The organism is Winogradskyella undariae, assembly GCF_013285155.1.
Lineage (GTDB): Bacteria > Bacteroidota > Bacteroidia > Flavobacteriales > Flavobacteriaceae > Winogradskyella > Winogradskyella undariae.
Window position 1 is genome coordinate 400,444 of record NZ_JABTEL010000004.1, and the last position, 16,552, is coordinate 416,995.

Below are 16,552 nucleotides of genomic sequence, written 5' to 3' on the forward strand. Positions count from 1 at the left end.
TTGAAAATTAGACGTACTTGCTTTGGATTGATTATTGCTATCTTTAAGACTTGTAACTAAGAATTAAAAGACGCCCATTCATATTGGGTATTTCCATAATGATTAAACGCCTATCCTTAAGAGCCCGAATAGTTTTAAACATGATCCTTTTGGTCTTGTTGGCATCTGGTTTAATTGCAGCAGTAACGATTTATCAATATAGTGAAGAGGCTAAAGATTACCATAAAGAACGTTTAGAGCGAAAGGAAAAAGCCATTAAGCAAAGTATTGATTTTGTTATAAGGGAAACTACTTATCCTGTAACTACAGAAAATATTCCACTAATTTTTAAAGATGAAATATTTGAAATAGATGCCATTCATAATCTACAAATTAAACTATACGATCTCGATGGGCAATTACTAAAAAGTTCTAAACGAACCTTGCAGGTAGATCCAAATGAACGCTGTTTAGATGCTGAAATACTGAATGTTTTATCTAATACTTTAGAGCATCGTTATGTTTTAAAAAACAAAGTTTCGGGTCATACCTTTCAATCTTCGTATAGCTATATTATGGACGAAAAGTTTAAAAACATTGCAATTTTAAACTTACCGTATTTAGAAAATGATGACTTCTTTAATAAAGAGCTTAAGGAGTTTTTGTTTCGTTTAGCTTATGCTTATTTGGTACTTATTCTTGTTGCTATCATTTTTGCTTATTTCATCTCTAAGTTTATTACAAAATCACTTAAAACGATTAGTGATAAAATGAGTGAAACACGACTTGAAAAACGAAATAAGAAAATTGAAATTGAATCTTCTAGTGAAGAAATTGAAACGTTAGTAAATTCATATAATAGTATGATTGATGAGTTAGAGGCAAGTGCTGTTAAATTAGCAACCAATGAGCGAGAGCAAGCTTGGCGAGAAATGGCAAAGCAGGTCGCTCACGAGATTAAAAATCCTTTAACACCGATGCGATTAACCGTTCAGAGTTTTGAACGTAAATTTGATCCACAAGATGAAAATATTCATCAAAAACTTAAAGAATATAGTAATACACTTATTCAGCAAATAGATATTTTGAGCTCTATTGCTTCTGCTTTTTCAAACTTTGCGAAAATGCCTGCGCAAAAAAGTGAAATTCTTAATGTGGCGCTTATTGTTAAGATGGCACTCGATATTTTTAATGAAGATTATATTGAATTTCATTCAGAAAAAGATGAGATTATAGCTAAGTTTGATAGAACACAATTAATTAGAGTTGTGACCAATTTAGTTAAAAATGGGATTCAATCGATTCCTGATAATTCTGAAAATTCAAAAATAGATGTTCGTGTTTTTAGTGATACTAATAATGTAATTATTACTATTGAAGACAATGGTTCTGGTATACCAGACGATACTAAGGCTAAGATTTTTGAACCTAAATTTACTACTAAATCTAGTGGTATGGGACTTGGTTTAGGAATGGTTAAAAACATTGTAGAAACTTATAATGGAAGTATTACCTTTACATCACAACTAGGAAAAGGAACCATTTTTACAGTAACTTTTCCTAAGAATTAACTTTTTTAAAGTTTAAGAAGCTCTTGGTATATTAATCTAAACTTATTTTAGAGTTCTTAAATTAGTAAAGAAATTTAGATAATATAACAACTAGATTCCTTTTTTTTAAGAGGAATAAAAATAAACTTTCTATGAACTACGAAAATATTTTATCAGAACATTCTAACGGAATTACAACCATTACAATTAACAGACCTAAAAAATTAAATGCTTTAAATAGAGCTACCATTCAGGAATTACATGATGCTTTTGAAGCGGCTGATACAGATGGTGATACTAAGGTGATTATTATTACAGGAAGTGGAGAAAAAGCTTTTGTAGCAGGTGCTGATATTAGTGAGTTTGCTGATTTTAATGTTGAAGAAGGAGGTGATTTAGCTGCCCAAGGTCACGAGATTTTATTTGATTTTGTAGCGAATTTAAGTACACCGGTTATTGCTGCCGTAAATGGTTTTGCTCTTGGTGGTGGATTAGAATTAGCTATGGCTTCTCATTTTAGATTGGCAAGTGATAATGCAAAAATGGGATTGCCAGAGGTGTCTCTTGGCGTTATTCCAGGATACGGAGGTACACAACGTTTACCGCAATTAGTAGGTAAGGGGAGAGCTATGGAAATGATTATGACAGCAGGTATGATTGACGCAAATAAAGCTTTAAGCTACGGTTTGGTGAATCATGTTGTGCCTCAAGAAGAATTATTACCTCTTGCTGAAAAGATTGCTAGTAAAATAATGCGCAACTCTTCTGTTGCCATTGCTGAGGCTATTGGTGCAATTAATGCTAATTATGATGATGGAGTTAATGGATTTGAAGTAGAAATTGAAGCTTTCGGTAATTGCTTTGGTACCGAAGATTTTGTGGAAGGTACTACGGCTTTTTTAGAAAAACGTAAAGCAGATTTTCCAGGGAAGTAATAAAATAATAGTCGTATAAAATGTTATCTAACAATACTCTTTTTAGATAACATTTTATATGATAAATATATTGGAGCTACTAATATGAAGCTTGCTACAATAAAAGGGCTCATGATTGCCAATTGTATTTTGTAAAATTTGTACATGTCTTTGTCTATTTATTTTAGGCAAATATATTGTGCGGTTTCATAGCTTATAACATCTATTTTGTCATATTACTAATCTATATTAACCTCTTCTTTATGGGGTGATTAGCAGTATTTTGTTTTGTAAGTAGCAAAACTGTTATAGTAATAATTTTTGTTTATAATATGCTCTATTTTATACTCGTTTTAGAGTATGAAAAACTTCAAATAACAGAAAAAAGTAGGCTTAATTTCCTTTAATAAAGAACCATGAATTGGTATTGATTTTAAAAGCGCTTTAATAATTGAATAACAATTGTAAGATTATAATTGTTAGTGTCTAGTTTACAAAAAAACTCCAAATTGCAATAGTATTTACTAGTGTGTTCAGGCAAATAAAGAATTGTTATTGAAATAATACATCAATGGAAGTTTTTATTGTAGTTGACTAATGGAGTGGGTAGATAAATAAAGGAAATTATGATCTGATATAATTGTCAAGGATTGAGTATTTTTAAAATAAGCAGGTATTAAATATCAATCTTTGTAATCTTAGGCTAAGTAAGATGAAACTTTTTTAAACAAAAAAAAAGTGGGCTCTCTACAACCCACTTTTTGAACTAAATAAACTAATATAAACAACAATCTATATTCTGAAATTCTCGACAAACACTCTGTCATTTGATGTGATTTCGGCTGTGTAATTGCCTTTAAGTGTTTTGTCTAATTGGTACACACGGTTTAAAACTTTACTTCCTTCTACTGTTTCTGAAAGTATTAACTCTCCTTCATAGTAAAGTTTAACATCCATTTTCTTTGTGTCAAAATCTAATTTAGAAATTAAAATTTTAGACTCTTCTGTTCTAACAACAGGCTTGAAAACTACTTTTCTGTCAATATTCAAATAAGAAACGATATTGTTTTTTACTTCAATAGTGTTAATTTCAATTTCATAATCTCTAGTAATTTCAACAGTGTATTTACCATTTTCTAATTGTGTAAAATTAAAAAGAGAAGTAAGGTTTCCGTTAAAATTAATTGTTCCACTATATAGAACTTCGCCAGAAGTATTAAACACTGAAATTAAGTTTCCTTTTTTAACATAGTTAGCAGTTGGTACAACTTCTAACAATTCGTTTGCATAGCTTGTAAATGATCCTAACATTACAGCTAATACTAATATATATTTTAAAATGCTTTTCATTATCTAAATTTTGCTAACTAAATACAAATGCAAATATATAAGGCATTATAAAGATAGAAAACAACGATTTTTGCACATTTATATACAATATTAACCACTTCAATAATGGATGTATTGTATAAGGGTAATTTAGTATATATTAATGGTAATCTTCTATAGGTTTGAGGATTTTACAATATTTTGAGGTTAATATTTAATACTTCGCAATGACGAAATTGACTTTTTGCTGGCTACCCTAAAAGTTTTAGTGTTAAAAAGGAGAGTTGTGAAAATGATTCTTCTATTGGGGGTTTTTATCGTGGGGTGGAGAATATATTAGATGTTATGGTGTGTAAATTAAACTAAAATAAATAGCTTTATCTTAAGTCGGTATATTTAACTCCTATAATATAGATTATTCTTTTACTCTTCATTTAATTACAGGGATCGCAATTTTGGAAGTTTTTAATTAAAACAAACAATCGTATACAAAAAAAAGTGGGCACTTAGCGACCCACTTTTTACAAATAAACTAATATTTAAACAACAATTTATATTTTAAAATTCTCAACATATACTCTATTGTTAGATGTAACAATCGCAGAGTATTCTCCTTTTATTGTTTTATCTAATTTGTATATTCTATTTAATACTTTATTTCCAGAAATAGTTTCTGTGTGAATTAATTCATTTTCAAAATAAAGATCTACTTGCATGTCAGCAGAATTTAAAGCTAATTTTGAAATGATTATTCTGTTATCTTCTACTCTAAACACAGGCTTAAAAAACTTTTCACTTCCTTGGTTTATAAAACTAACAGTGTTGTTTTTAATTTCTACTGTATTGATTTCAATTTCATAATCTTTGTTTACCTCAATAGTATAAACTCCATCGTTTAATTGAGAGAAATCGTAAAGATTACTAATGTTTCCGTTAAAGTTAATTAGACCACTAAAAACTACTAATCCTGAAGAATCAGTTACAGTGATTGAATTTCCTTTTTTTACATCATTAAAAGTAGGTGAAACTTCTAATGTTGAATTTGCGTAGCTTGTCAATGTTCCTAACATCACAGCTAATACTAAAATGTTTTTAAATAATGTTTTCATAATGTTTCTTTTTTGAGTTAAACTGAAATTTTAAAATTGACCTTAATCATTTTCGTTTGTTCTTTTTAAGTCGCGAATTTTATACTATTCAGTTCAAATGTTTTAACACTACAAAGGTATAGTGGTTCTTAGGTTTTGAAAACAAGCATGTTGGCTAATATATATACATAATTACCCTAACGCGTGTTATTATTGTATTATTAGGATAAAATAGTATATATTATTGGTAATTTTCTATAGGTTTTGAGTTTGAATAGATTTAACTTTGCCATAATTAATATATTATGAATACAAGAAAACCTACTTTAGAAAAAATAAGCCCTGAATTTGGAAGTTCCATCTTAGTAAGGAAGCATAAAATAGATGCATATAAAGGAGAAGTGAAGCCCTATTGGCATTTTCATCCTGAAATCGAATTGGTATACGTTAATAAAGGACAAGGTAAACGCCATATAGGTAATCATTTATCTTACTTTAATAATAGTCAGTTATTATTAATAGGATCTAATTTACCTCACAATGGTTTTACGGATCGTTTAACTATAAATGGTTCTGAAACCTTAGTGCAATTTAGACCAGAGTTTTTAGGAAATCATTTTTTTGATATTCCTGAGATGGAAGCGATTAATAAATTATTTGAACTTTCTAAAAAAGGAATTCTGTTTGGAGTACCAACAAAGCTTAAGCTTGGGAAAAAAATTGAAAAGCTAAATGAGAAAACAGGATTTAAAAGAATACTTATTCTATTAGAGGTTTTACATGGTTTAGCTAAATCTGAAGACTATACCATATTAAATGCAGATGGTTTTGCTTTTGAAACAGAACCTCAAGACAGTGCTAAGATTGATATTATCTTTAAGCATGTGAACCAGAATTTTAAAGAACACATTAGTTTAGATGAAATTGCAGATAAAGTGAGTATGACGGTTCCTGCGTTTTGTCGTTATTTTAAAAAGGTAACAGGTAAGACTTTTACAAAGCTTGTTAACGAATATCGCGTTGTACATGCTACCAAACTACTTTCTGAAAGTCAAATGAGTATTGCAGATGTTAGTTTTGAATGTGGTTTTAATAACTTCTCCCACTTTAATAAGTTGTTTAAAGAGTTTACAGGCAAAAGTGCTTCTAAGTATAGAGGAGAGCTAAAGTTAATGGTTCAGTAATATATAGGTATGGATGATAAAATAGAAAATGCAATCGCTTATTATACTAAGCAAGGTGATGCTATTTTAGCAAAAGTGAATTCTAGCAATAATTTAACGGCAGATGAGATTATTCATTATGGAGAAGAGATGTCTAAAATTGAATACAAGCTTACGGCGCTAGAAGTTGCACGAGAGAGTTAGGTCTTTTTCTAGTTTTTATTGAGGTTATTAGTATTTGTAATCATTAAGGAGTAAAGGTTAATTAAATATATAAACTTAAAAGAGCGATTTTGAAAATTTTCAAAATCGCTCTTTTTTATTTCTGTCCTTCCCACTCGGCAAAAAACTGGTTTAAGAAGCCTTCCATATATAGATGTCTTTCTAAAGCAATCTTTTTACCTGTTTTGGTGTTCATTTTGTCTTTTAATAATAACAATTTTTCATAAAAATGATTAATTGTTGGTGCTTCAGAATTTTTATATTCTGATTTAGACATATTAAGGTTGGGTTTAATTTCGGGATTATATAATGCCCTGTTTTTAAATCCGCCATAATTGAAACAGCGCGCAATACCAACAGCGCCAATGGCATCTAATCGATCAGCATCTTGTACAACTTCCATTTCTTTTGAAGAAAAACTAGTGTTTAAATCAAATGAATTTTTAAAAGACATGTTATCTATAATTTGAGTCACATGCTCAATGATCTTTCCATTAACATTTTGGCTTAATAGAAATGCGCTAGCAACTTTAGATCCCAAAGTCTCGTCTCCATTATTAAACTTAGGATCAGCTATATCATGTAATAATGCTGCTAATGAAACTATAGTTATATCTACATTTTCATCCTTAGCAATTAACAAGCTGTTTTTGTAAACACGTTCAATATGGAACCAATCGTGTCCACCTTCTGCATTTTTAAGTTCCGTTTTAACGAAGTTAATAGTTGCTTCAATGAGTTGTGTGTCTGTTGCTGTCATTCTAAAATATTATGCAGGATCTACCCACTTAAATTGAAATGAGTTTTCAGGAATCTTCATACGTTCTGATAAGCGATACATTCTAGGAGGTAACTTCATTAAGTAATCTCTTGCTTTTTCTGCCTCTTCGTTTAAACCGGTCATATTTCCTATTTCCCAACGATCAATTAATTTCTGTAAAATATCTACATAATCGTTAGAAGTATAGACGCCAATACGTTGTGCTGTGTTAGAAAATTCTTCAAAAGCAGTTCCGATACTTTCACCCGATTCTCTTAAAAAGTGTGCAGGCATCGCAATTTTACGTTTCATCATATCATGAAAAGCCATCATCATTTGGCTCGGATCTACAGCAAAAATACGTTCTACAAATTCTGAATACGCATGGTGGTGACGCATTTCATCTCCAGAAATAATCTTACACATCTTAGCTAATTGTCTATTCCCTTTTTGCTTAGCCATCTTAGCCACACGGTTGTGAGAAATATATGTTGCTAGTTCTTGAAAACTAGTATATACAAAGTTTTTATAAGGATCTCTACCTGTACCAATATCAAAACCATCATTAATTAAATATTGTGTGGTTTTTTCAATTTCACGCATATTTACACGTCCAGATAGGTATAAGTATTTGTTTAAAACATCTCCATGTCTATTTTCTTCACCTGTCCAATGTCTTAACCAAGTAGACCATCCGTTACGTTCAATTTGGTCAACACCTTCTACGTCCATTAGCCAAGATTCGTAACTTGGTAAAGCTTCTTCAGTTATCATATCACCAACTAAAACGACCCAGAAATCATAAGGTAATTCTTTAGAGAGTTCTCTAATTTCTTTTACTTCTTCAAAAAATGAATCTTTTGTAGAGTCTGGCAAAAAATCAGTGGGTTGCCAGATTTTTTCAACAGGAATTAAATATTTTTCAATTAAGGATTGTACATCTTTTTCAAGATGTTGCATCACTTCTAGTCTTACATTTTTTAACGACATCTCTTAGGTTTTTTTTGAGAAGATTATTTCTCGATTGCATTAATAATAGTTTGTTCTACTTGCTGAATTAATTCAGTCTTATCTGTAAAGTTAGTAATTTCTACGGGCTTATGTACCGTAAATTTCATATGATTTCCTATTCCCATAGGGAAATTACCATAGCGCAGCATCTTCCAAGAGTTGTTTACAGTGACCGGAACTATAAGTGCTGACGGTATTTTTTTAATCAACATTTCTAATCCTTTAGTCTTAAAAGGTTTTGGTTTTCCGTCTTTACTTCGTGTTCCTTCAGGAAAAATAACAGCTGCTCTTTTTGTTTTTTCAATATAAGATCCAAAAGTCATCATAGCAGACAATGATTGTCTTGGATTCTTTCGGTCTATTAAAACAGAGCCACCATGTCTAAGATTATGAGACACACTTGGGATCCCTTTTCCTAATTCAATTTTAGATACAAATTTTACATGATGTTTACGCATATACCACATAATTGGTGATATATCGAACATACTTTGGTGGTTAGAAACGATAATTAAAGGGCGGTCTGTGCTTAAGTTGTAAGGGTTGTTAAATGAAATTCTTGTACCTAAAAGATTAAGGCAGCGCATAATGAAAAACTGTAAAGTATCTACTGTGTTTTTTAATGCTTTATAGCCAAATACCTTAAAGCTAATCCATTGAATAGGGTGAAACACTACCAAGGTGAAGCCAAAGCACAAATAGAATATAACCGAAAGTGGATAGGCTAATAGTTTTCTCATTCAGCAAAAATATAAAATGTTATGCATAAAAAAACTGTCATTTTAAATTTTCATGTTGTAATCAACAATATTTAAAATGACAGTATTTAATAAGTATTGAAACTTAGGTTTCGTTTACTCTAGCAATACTCGTTATAAGCATCTTTAAGGTTTTCTGCAATTAACTCAGCAGGACGACCTTCAATGTGGTGACGTTCTAACATGTGTACTAATTCACCATCTTTAAATAAAGCCATACATGGAGAACTTGGAGGAAAAGGAACCATATGTGCTCTTGCCGCATCAACTGCTTCTTTATCTACACCTGCAAAAACAGTAACAATATGATCTGGTTTTTTTGCGTTTTCTAAGCTCATTCTAGATCCAGGTCTAGCATTTGCTGCTGCACATCCACAAACAGAGTTTACAACGACTAAAGTTGTTCCTTCTTTTGCAATAGCACTCTCTACAGCTTCTGTTGTATGTAATTCTTCAAAACCAACTTTGGTTAAATCCTCACGCATTGGTTTTACTAATTCTGCTGGGTACATATTTTTTTCTTTTTAATTAATCTTTTTTGAATTGCAAAGATAATGAAAAATAGTGGGCAGAATTCAATAGCTAGTTGTCAGTTTAAATGATGGTATTTTGGTTTTCAATAGTGGTGTAAAACTATCGGCTAAATGTGAGTAGAAAACCATCTGCTGCAACACCTTCGTCTAATATAAGTTGCGTTGCTGTTAAGGTAGTAATTGCGTGATTAATACCATGATTATGTATAACTAAATATCCCACCTCTCCAGTGGTTGTAAGCACTTGAAAATCATAATCTCCAGAAGACAAACCATCATAAATAACAGCTTCGGTGTTATTATTGGTCACTGTTAATTGTAAATTATCAGTATCAAAATCCCATGTTATAAGTCCTATTTCAAAATCGTTATCTACACCAGCGAAACCGCCAGAAACATTTATTAAAGACCAAGGACCATTAAGAGTCGCGTTTGTGTCTTGCTGTGCGTCGTCATCAGAATTGCAGCCAAAAGTAATTAGTGTTAGGATTAGAATGTATAATTTAGATTTCATAATATGAATTGTTGATTGTATTTAAAAGATACCAAATTATATAAAAGGTTGCGTACAAAAACGTAACAAAATGTAATTTCATACAACTAACAAATAGTATCTTTGAATTTCAAAAAAAAGAATAGATGAGTTTTGCAAAATGGATTGGTGGTGCTTTAGGATGGTCTTTTGGTGGTCCTATTGGTGCTATTATAGGATTAGCTTTGGGTAGTTTTGTTGATAATATAGCAGATAAGGGGGCTACTTTACTTAATGATGGTGAAACAGGAAAGCAAGATCCATACAGAACAACACAAACGAGACAACAAACGCAAACCCAATCAGGGGATTTTGAGGTAAGTCTTTTAATTTTAGCTTCTGTTGTTATAAAGGCAGATGGTAAACAAGATCAGCGTGAGCTTGATTTTGTGCGTCAGCAATTTGTTAATATGTATGGTAAGGATCGTGCTAATAAATCTTTTGAATTATTTAAACGTATAAGTAAGCAAGAAATTTCTACACGACAAGTTTGTTTGCAGATCAAACAAATGATGGATCATGCATCGCGTTTGCAATTGCTTCATTTTTTATTCGGAATAGCAAAAGCAGATGGTATTGTTACTGAAGATGAGTTGAATCAGATTTATATGATTACGGGTTATCTAGGAATAAGCAACAGAGATTACCAAAGTATTAAAGCGATGTTCTATAATAGTAGTGATAATGCTTATAAAATTCTTGAAATAGATAAGTCTGTAACTGATACAGAAGTTAAAAAAGCATATCGTTCTATGGCTAAAAAATACCATCCCGATCGTGTAGGTCACTTAGGTAAAGAGCATCAAGAAGGTGCTGAGGCTAAGTTTAGACAGGTACAAGAGGCTTATGAGCATATTCAGAAAGAACGTGGCTTTAAGTAGATTTTTGATTATTAGATAAATTAAGTAGATTTTACTCTTTTCTCTCTTTTTCTTTTTGGCGTTTTTCTATGTATTTAAAGTAGCGCATAGATTTGTATTTATTATAGATAAAAACACATAGGACAACAAATCCTACTATAATTAATCCGTTTTTGCCAGTAATATAACTCAGTAGTTTCATGATTATTTTTAAAATTTTTAGCTCAGTCGTTTTTTACGGCTAAATCTTTCGTTGTTATTTAGTAATAATTAGCAAAGATATTTGATTTATCCTCTAAACAGGAAGAAGTCATCTTTCATATCTTCAATTTGCGAATCCTCATTAGTTATAATATAATCGATGGCTTTTGAGGTAAATTCATTTCCTTTTTTAGTTAAGGAAACGATGTTTTTCTCAATAAGAATCATATTATTTTTCTGTGCTAAATCTAAGACGCTTCTCGCTCGAACTTTTTGCCAATTAATATGTTCGTAAAGATGATTAACGTGGCGTTCTTCTAGCTCTTCATGATTCTTTAGGTGTAGTAGGAAAGTTAATAAAGATACTTCTGTGCGTTGTTGACGTTCTCTATACATTACGGCAATAATACCTTTTGAAGGTGCAAATAAATAAACCAGTAAGAATACAATACCAAGCATAGTTGTTATTGATCCGGCGATTGACGCATCTAGCCAATGTGCTACCCAATACCCAAATACAGCACTAAATACGCCAAAGCTAATGGCTAAAGCAAGCATTTTCTTTAAATCGGTGGTGAGTAAATAGGCCGAAGCTGCTGGTGCAATCATAAGTGCAACGACCAAAATAGCGCCAACGGCATCAAAGGCACCAACCGTAGTTACGGATGATACAGACATTAATCCGTAATGGATAATTGCTGGTGAAAACCCGAGAGAAGCAGATAGTCCTGTGTCAAATGTGCTTACTTTTAATTCTTTAAAAAATAAGATTAATAGTGATATTGTAACGAGTAAAATTGAACCAATTACCCAAAGTGATTTTGGTCCTACATCTGTACCGCCGATTAATAATCTATCAAAAGGGGCAAAGGCTAATTCACCTAATAAAACGGCATCGACATCTAGGTGTACATCATTAGCGTTTTTTGCAATAAGAATGACGCCAATACTAAATAATGCAGGAAACACTAAACCAATTGCTGTGTCTTCTTTTACTAAGCCTGTTTTCTGAATATATTCAACTAAGACAACGGTAATAATTCCGGTTAAAGCCGCTAAAAGAATAAGTACAGGTGAATTTAAATCTTGTGTAACAAAAAAGCCAATCACTATTCCTGGTAATATAGCGTGACTTATGGCATCGCTAATCATAGCCATTTTTCTCAGCACTAAAAATGTTCCTGGGATGGCACAAGCAATGGCAACTAAACTTGCTATAAGTTGTATTTCTATTTGAGCACTATTCATCTTCTGTCTCTTGTTTAGTGTACAAATTTGCGGCAGTTTCAAAGCCGATTTGTGTTAAGTTCCACATACTTCCGTTACGTTCTACATAGTTTTTATCTACTAATTTTTGAAGGGTGCTTTTGGTGTAACCTTGAAAATTATTTAAAAGTTTAATCTTGTGTGGATGCGAAATATTATCATGTGTTTCTGCAATATGATACATAAAGGCTAGCGTTTTATGTAATTCTAAATCGCGTCTGTTTTTTAAGACTCTAATTTGTTTGAATAGTAAGCCTCTGCTTGGTGAAAATATAAATGAAAATGCAACAAACACACTTGCTACAAGCACAATGACAGGACCTGTAGATAAATTGTTCTGAGTAGAGCTAATTGCAGTTCCAAAAACTCCTGAAAATGCACCGAATATTGCTGCTAAAAATACCATTTTTGCTAAACTATTAGTCCATTGTCTAGCAGCTGCTGCGGGTGCTAAAAGCATAGCACTCATTAATACAACGCCGACAGTTTGTAGCCCTAATACAATCGCTAATACAATAAAAACAGTAATAAGAATATCTATGAATTTGGTGTTAAAACCAAGTGTTTTTGTATAGTCAGCATCAAAGAGTAAAAGTTTAAATTCTTTCCAAAAAGTTAACATTACTATTAAACAAAGTCCGGTAACGATAGCCATCATCCAAACGTCACTTTCTACTAAAGTTGCTGCTTGCCCAAAAAGATATTTGTCTAAACCTGCTTGGTTGGCATTGGGTTGTTTTTGAATAAAGGTGAGTAATAACATTCCGAAACCAAAAAATACAGATAAAATAAGTCCTAATGCGGTGTCAGATTTTAAATGGGTTTTAGTGACGATGCTTTTTATCCAAAAGGTTCCAATAAGTCCACTAACGAGCGCACCTATTAAAAGTGTGTTAGTGTCTTTTGCTCCTGTAATTAAAAAAGCAATTGCAATACCTGGTAAGGCAGCATGCGAAATAGCATCTCCTAATAAACTTTGTTTTCTTAGTACAGCAAAACTCCCTAGCATTCCGGTAATAGCACCTAAAATTGCCGTTCCTAATGTTATGGTTCTAAGCGTGTAATCTGTAAAGACTAATTCTATGTATTTTGATATGTCCATAATTCCTGCGAAATCAGTAATCTCCCGTTTCGCACTAGTTTACTTTGTTTTGTCATTGCGAGACTTTTTTAAGTCGTGGCAATCAGTTTCTTTTTTAATTACGTTCATTTTGTCTTGATACAAACTGCGAAGCACATCATGAGCTCCATAAAATTTATATCTGCGAATAAACGAACAAATCACAATCAAAATTAGGAAATTGCTAAAGCAACATTCACTTCCGAGATTTCGTACTTAAAGCTTCGCTTTGCATCTTCCTCTCGTCGTTCATTATTTCTAAATTTTGATTTTTTCCGACTATGTCGAAATTTGGGACTTGTATTTTTACTTTTTTATAGAAGTCCTTTTTTATTGTCTGTATGAGTGAGCACTACAAACTGCCCACTGAATACTGCCAACTATTTTCTATTCCTGAATACTCACTTGGTAATTAATACCATAAGTTTTCGTCAGGTTATCATCATTAAAAATATCTTTTACAGGACCTGTGGCAATTTTCTTCACATTTAAAAAAGTTACCCAATCAAAATATTCGGGTACCGTTTGCAAATCATGATGCACTACAATAACTGTTTTTCCTGCTTTTCTCAATTCTTTTAAAATATTGATAATCGCTATTTCGGTAGTTGCATCTACACCTTGAAAAGGTTCATCCATAAAATAAATAGAAGCATTTTGTACCAAAGCACGTGCTAAGAAAATACGTTGTTGTTGACCTCCAGAAAGTTGACTAATTTGTCGGCTTTTAAAAGCTAGCATGCCCACTTTTTCTAAAGCTTCTAAAGCTGATTTTTTTTCTTTCTGACCAGGGCGTTTTATCCATCCTAAACTTCCATAAGTTCCCATCATAACAACATCTAAGGCGGTAGTTGGAAAATCCCAATCTACACTTCCTTTTTGTGGTACATAGGCTACTAATTTACGTTGTTTTTCGTACGATTTGCCATAAATAGTTACACTACCAGCAATGGGTTTTAGGATCCCTAATATCGATTTTATAAGTGTTGATTTACCTGCGCCATTAGGTCCTACAATGGCCATAAGTACACCTTCAGGAATTTCTAAATCAATATCCCAAAGTACAGGTTTGTAGTTGTAGGCTACGGTTAAATCGTCAACTTTTACGGCTATTTTATCCATTATTTAAGTGCATTAACAATTGTATTCACATTATATTCAAACATTCCAATGTAAGTTCCTTCCACTGTCCCTGTGGTTCCGAGGGCATCGGAATATAACGTTCCACCTATTTTTACATCATGTCCTTTTGAATTAACGGATGCTTGTAAAGCTTCAATAGTTCGTTTTGGTACTGAGCTTTCTATGAATATAGCTTTAATTTGTTTGTCTATAATAAAGGTAGCTAATTTTTGAACATCTTGTACACCAGCTTCTGTTGCGGTAGATATGCCTTGCAAACCAACAACTTCAAAACCGTAAGCTTTTCCAAAATAATTAAAGGCATCATGTGCAGTAACTAAAACTCTTTTTTCTTTTGGAAGTGTTTCTATCGTTTGTTTTATTGTATTTTGAAGTGCTTCAAGCTTTATGATATAAGCATTTTTGTTTGCTTCATATTTAGCAGCATTTGTTGGGTCTTTTTCAGCTAAAACCGCAGCTGTTTTTTCTGCAAATTGTTCAAAATAATTAATATCGAACCAAACATGTGGGTCGTAATTTGAAGCAAAATATTCAGACCCAATAAGTGTTTTCTTATCTAATGCATCTGCAAGTGCTATGGTCGTTTTATTTGAACTTTCCATTTTTTCAAGTACTTCAACCAATTTACCTTCTAAATGTAAGCCGCTATAAAAAATAATATCAGCATTAACTAATTTAGAAACATCGCCTTCGCTGGCTTTGTAAAGGTGAGGGTCTACACCAGAGCCCATTAATCCTTGTGCATTTACCATATCTCCACCAATATTTTGAACTAAATCGGTAAGCATAGTGGTTGTGGTAACTATATTTAGTTTTCCATTATCTTTAGCATTATTGTCTTTACAAGCTGTAAAAATGAGAATGATAGCTAAAAGGGAAATTATTTTTTTCATAGGTCTAAATATTTATTACGAATATACTAAATATTGAAATATCTATCGTTAGTTTTAAATTCAATTTTATAAGGAATAGAATTATTAAGATCTGATTTCAGATTTAAGTGTTTTATATAGTTGTGTTTGCTTTTTATTATGACCACCCTCTTGTTCTGTAAAATTTAAATAGGCTAGAGCTGCACGACTTAATTCGGATTGTAATATTGTTTTATCTGTGTGCTCTGAGTTTTTAAAATGTAAGATAAAATAGATCTTTCGTTTTAGCATATTTTCTACCTCTGATAAATTGCCTAACTCTTCGTATGTGTTTATAAGGTTGTTACACGAAACAAGATATATTTGAGCAAACGGTATGCCTAGTTCTTTACAGCTTGAAGGATGATTGTTTAGAACTTCAGATCTGTAAATTGCATTTTTATAATCTATTAACGCTTTTTCGAATTGTTTTTCTTCGAATAATTGATTAGAAATCTTTGTTCTTGTTTTCCAATAATTTTCAATATGGTTTAGACAAATATCGCTCATGAGTTTTTATTGTTATAATTCATAGTTAATGAGGTCTTAAAAATTTTCAATAAATTTTAGTAGTAAGTAGAATTATAGAGTTTTAATGGTGTTTGTTTAAATGTTAGACGGCTGTACCGCTTTTTAACATGAAATCGCGGTACTGCCTAACTCTCAGAATATGAAAAAAATAGTAACTTTTATTAAGGATACTATGCCTTTAATGGTTTTAAGTAAAAAACTATTTAAGCATTTTTAATAATTGCTTAGAGGTGTAGTAATTGAATACCTTCTGTTTAATTACAAAATCTCTATTAAAAATTAATGTTGCTGGAAGTGTGAATTCTACACCTTCTCTAGAGGCTAAGAGTAGTGGAAGCTCGTGTATGCCATTACGTTTGGTTATGGCTTGTTTATTGGTGAATGTTACGCCATCAAATACAATAGTGTCTAAAGATTCAGCATTCATCTTTACGGCATAATAATCGCTATTCATTTTTTTAATAACCGCTTGTTTGGTAAAGACTTCTCTATCTAACTTTTTGCAATAGACACACCATTCTGCATTAAAATAAACAAATACAGGTTTTGGTTCTTTTTCTACTGCTTTTTCTAGTTCTGTCCATGTTTTCCAATGGATCTCTACATCACTTTGAGATAAGAGAATTTGTGGTATTAGAAATAAGGTTAGCGTATAAAAAATGTATTTCATAATGATAAGGT

At 31.7% G+C, this 16,552-nt stretch carries 18 protein-coding genes; 5 read left to right on the forward strand and 13 right to left on the reverse strand.

Translation table 11 applies throughout. The features are described 5' to 3' along the window. The first annotated feature begins 140 nt into the window (after nt 1-140). Together HSX10_RS08315 and HSX10_RS08320 are read left to right on the forward strand one after the other, a co-directional pair. Nucleotides 141-1,550, forward strand: coding sequence for a sensor histidine kinase (locus tag HSX10_RS08315; protein ID WP_173587784.1), 1,410 nt, complete (start codon nt 141-143; stop codon nt 1,548-1,550). A gap of 131 nt (nt 1,551-1,681) precedes the next feature. Continuing rightward, a complete protein-coding gene (locus HSX10_RS08320; RefSeq protein ID WP_173587737.1) occupies nt 1,682-2,464 on the forward strand; it encodes an enoyl-CoA hydratase/isomerase family protein in 783 nt (260 codons plus the stop codon). A 771-nt stretch (nt 2,465-3,235) separates the two neighbouring features. Here the strand turns inward: HSX10_RS08320 and HSX10_RS08325 are convergent. Then, nucleotides 3,236-3,793 (reverse strand): T9SS type A sorting domain-containing protein, encoded by a 558-nt coding sequence (locus tag HSX10_RS08325; RefSeq protein ID WP_173587738.1) that lies wholly within the window; start codon nt 3,791-3,793, stop codon nt 3,236-3,238. A gap of 530 nt (nt 3,794-4,323) precedes the next feature. Beyond that, entirely contained in the window at nt 4,324-4,881 is a 558-nt protein-coding gene (locus HSX10_RS08330) for a T9SS type A sorting domain-containing protein (protein WP_173587739.1), read from the reverse strand. 284 nt (nt 4,882-5,165) lie between these two features. Between HSX10_RS08330 and HSX10_RS08335 the strand changes: the two genes are divergently transcribed. Further along, nucleotides 5,166-6,044: an AraC family transcriptional regulator gene (locus tag HSX10_RS08335; RefSeq protein ID WP_173587740.1), complete on the forward strand. Its 879-nt coding sequence runs from the start codon at nt 5,166-5,168 to the stop codon at nt 6,042-6,044. A 9-nt stretch (nt 6,045-6,053) separates the two neighbouring features. Continuing rightward, the gene (locus HSX10_RS08340) at nt 6,054-6,227 is read left to right on the forward strand and encodes a hypothetical protein (RefSeq protein WP_173587741.1); all 174 of its coding nucleotides are present in this window, start codon (nt 6,054-6,056) and stop codon (nt 6,225-6,227) included. Nucleotides 6,228-6,342: 115 nt separating this feature from the next. Here HSX10_RS08340 and HSX10_RS08345 read toward each other — a convergent pair whose 3' ends face one another. The 5 genes from HSX10_RS08345 to HSX10_RS08365 all read right to left on the reverse strand — a co-directional run bounded on the left by HSX10_RS08345 (nt 6,343) and on the right by HSX10_RS08365 (nt 9,821). Next, nucleotides 6,343-7,005, reverse strand: coding sequence for an HD domain-containing protein (locus tag HSX10_RS08345; RefSeq protein WP_173587742.1), 663 nt, complete (start codon nt 7,003-7,005; stop codon nt 6,343-6,345). Between the two features lie 9 nt (nt 7,006-7,014). Next, a complete protein-coding gene (locus HSX10_RS08350) occupies nt 7,015-7,995 on the reverse strand; it encodes an acyl-ACP desaturase (RefSeq protein ID WP_173587743.1) in 981 nt (326 codons plus the stop codon). Between the two features lie 23 nt (nt 7,996-8,018). Further along, a complete protein-coding gene (locus HSX10_RS08355) occupies nt 8,019-8,756 on the reverse strand; it encodes a lysophospholipid acyltransferase family protein (RefSeq protein ID WP_173587744.1) in 738 nt (245 codons plus the stop codon). A gap of 119 nt (nt 8,757-8,875) precedes the next feature. Beyond that, on the reverse strand, nt 8,876-9,286 hold the full coding sequence (locus HSX10_RS08360) for a BrxA/BrxB family bacilliredoxin (protein WP_173587745.1): 411 nt from the start codon (nt 9,284-9,286) through the stop codon (nt 8,876-8,878). Nucleotides 9,287-9,407: 121 nt separating this feature from the next. After that, nucleotides 9,408-9,821: a hypothetical protein gene (locus tag HSX10_RS08365; RefSeq protein ID WP_173587746.1), complete on the reverse strand. Its 414-nt coding sequence runs from the start codon at nt 9,819-9,821 to the stop codon at nt 9,408-9,410. Nucleotides 9,822-9,946: 125 nt separating this feature from the next. Here HSX10_RS08365 and HSX10_RS08370 point away from each other — a divergent pair, with 125 nt between their 5' ends. Then, complete coding sequence (locus HSX10_RS08370; RefSeq protein ID WP_173587747.1) at nt 9,947-10,720, forward strand: TerB family tellurite resistance protein; 774 nt, start codon at nt 9,947-9,949, stop codon at nt 10,718-10,720. 267 nt (nt 10,721-10,987) lie between these two features. On the opposite strand, the gene HSX10_RS08375 is transcribed toward HSX10_RS08370, so the two are convergent. The 6 genes from HSX10_RS08375 to HSX10_RS08400 form a co-directional block, all read right to left on the reverse strand. Then, complete coding sequence (locus HSX10_RS08375) at nt 10,988-12,148, reverse strand: metal ABC transporter permease (RefSeq protein ID WP_173587748.1); 1,161 nt, start codon at nt 12,146-12,148, stop codon at nt 10,988-10,990. Beyond that, on the reverse strand, nt 12,141-13,268 hold the full coding sequence (locus tag HSX10_RS08380; RefSeq protein WP_173587749.1) for a metal ABC transporter permease: 1,128 nt from the start codon (nt 13,266-13,268) through the stop codon (nt 12,141-12,143). The genes HSX10_RS08375 and HSX10_RS08380 overlap by 8 nt, the downstream gene beginning before the upstream one ends. Nucleotides 13,269-13,673: 405 nt before the next feature. After that, nucleotides 13,674-14,408 carry a metal ABC transporter ATP-binding protein gene (locus tag HSX10_RS08385; protein WP_173587750.1) on the reverse strand — a complete coding sequence of 245 codons (735 nt, stop codon included), beginning with the start codon at nt 14,406-14,408 and terminating at the stop codon, nt 13,674-13,676. Continuing rightward, the gene (locus HSX10_RS08390; RefSeq protein ID WP_173587751.1) at nt 14,408-15,322 is read right to left on the reverse strand and encodes a metal ABC transporter solute-binding protein, Zn/Mn family; all 915 of its coding nucleotides are present in this window, start codon (nt 15,320-15,322) and stop codon (nt 14,408-14,410) included. Before HSX10_RS08390 ends, HSX10_RS08385 begins: the two co-directional genes overlap by 1 nt. An 84-nt stretch (nt 15,323-15,406) precedes the next feature. Continuing rightward, a complete protein-coding gene (locus HSX10_RS08395) occupies nt 15,407-15,850 on the reverse strand; it encodes a DUF2753 family protein (RefSeq protein WP_173587752.1) in 444 nt (147 codons plus the stop codon). A 220-nt stretch (nt 15,851-16,070) separates the two neighbouring features. Then, nucleotides 16,071-16,541: a thioredoxin family protein gene (locus HSX10_RS08400; protein ID WP_173587753.1), complete on the reverse strand. Its 471-nt coding sequence runs from the start codon at nt 16,539-16,541 to the stop codon at nt 16,071-16,073. Nucleotides 16,542-16,552 lie beyond the last annotated feature (11 nt).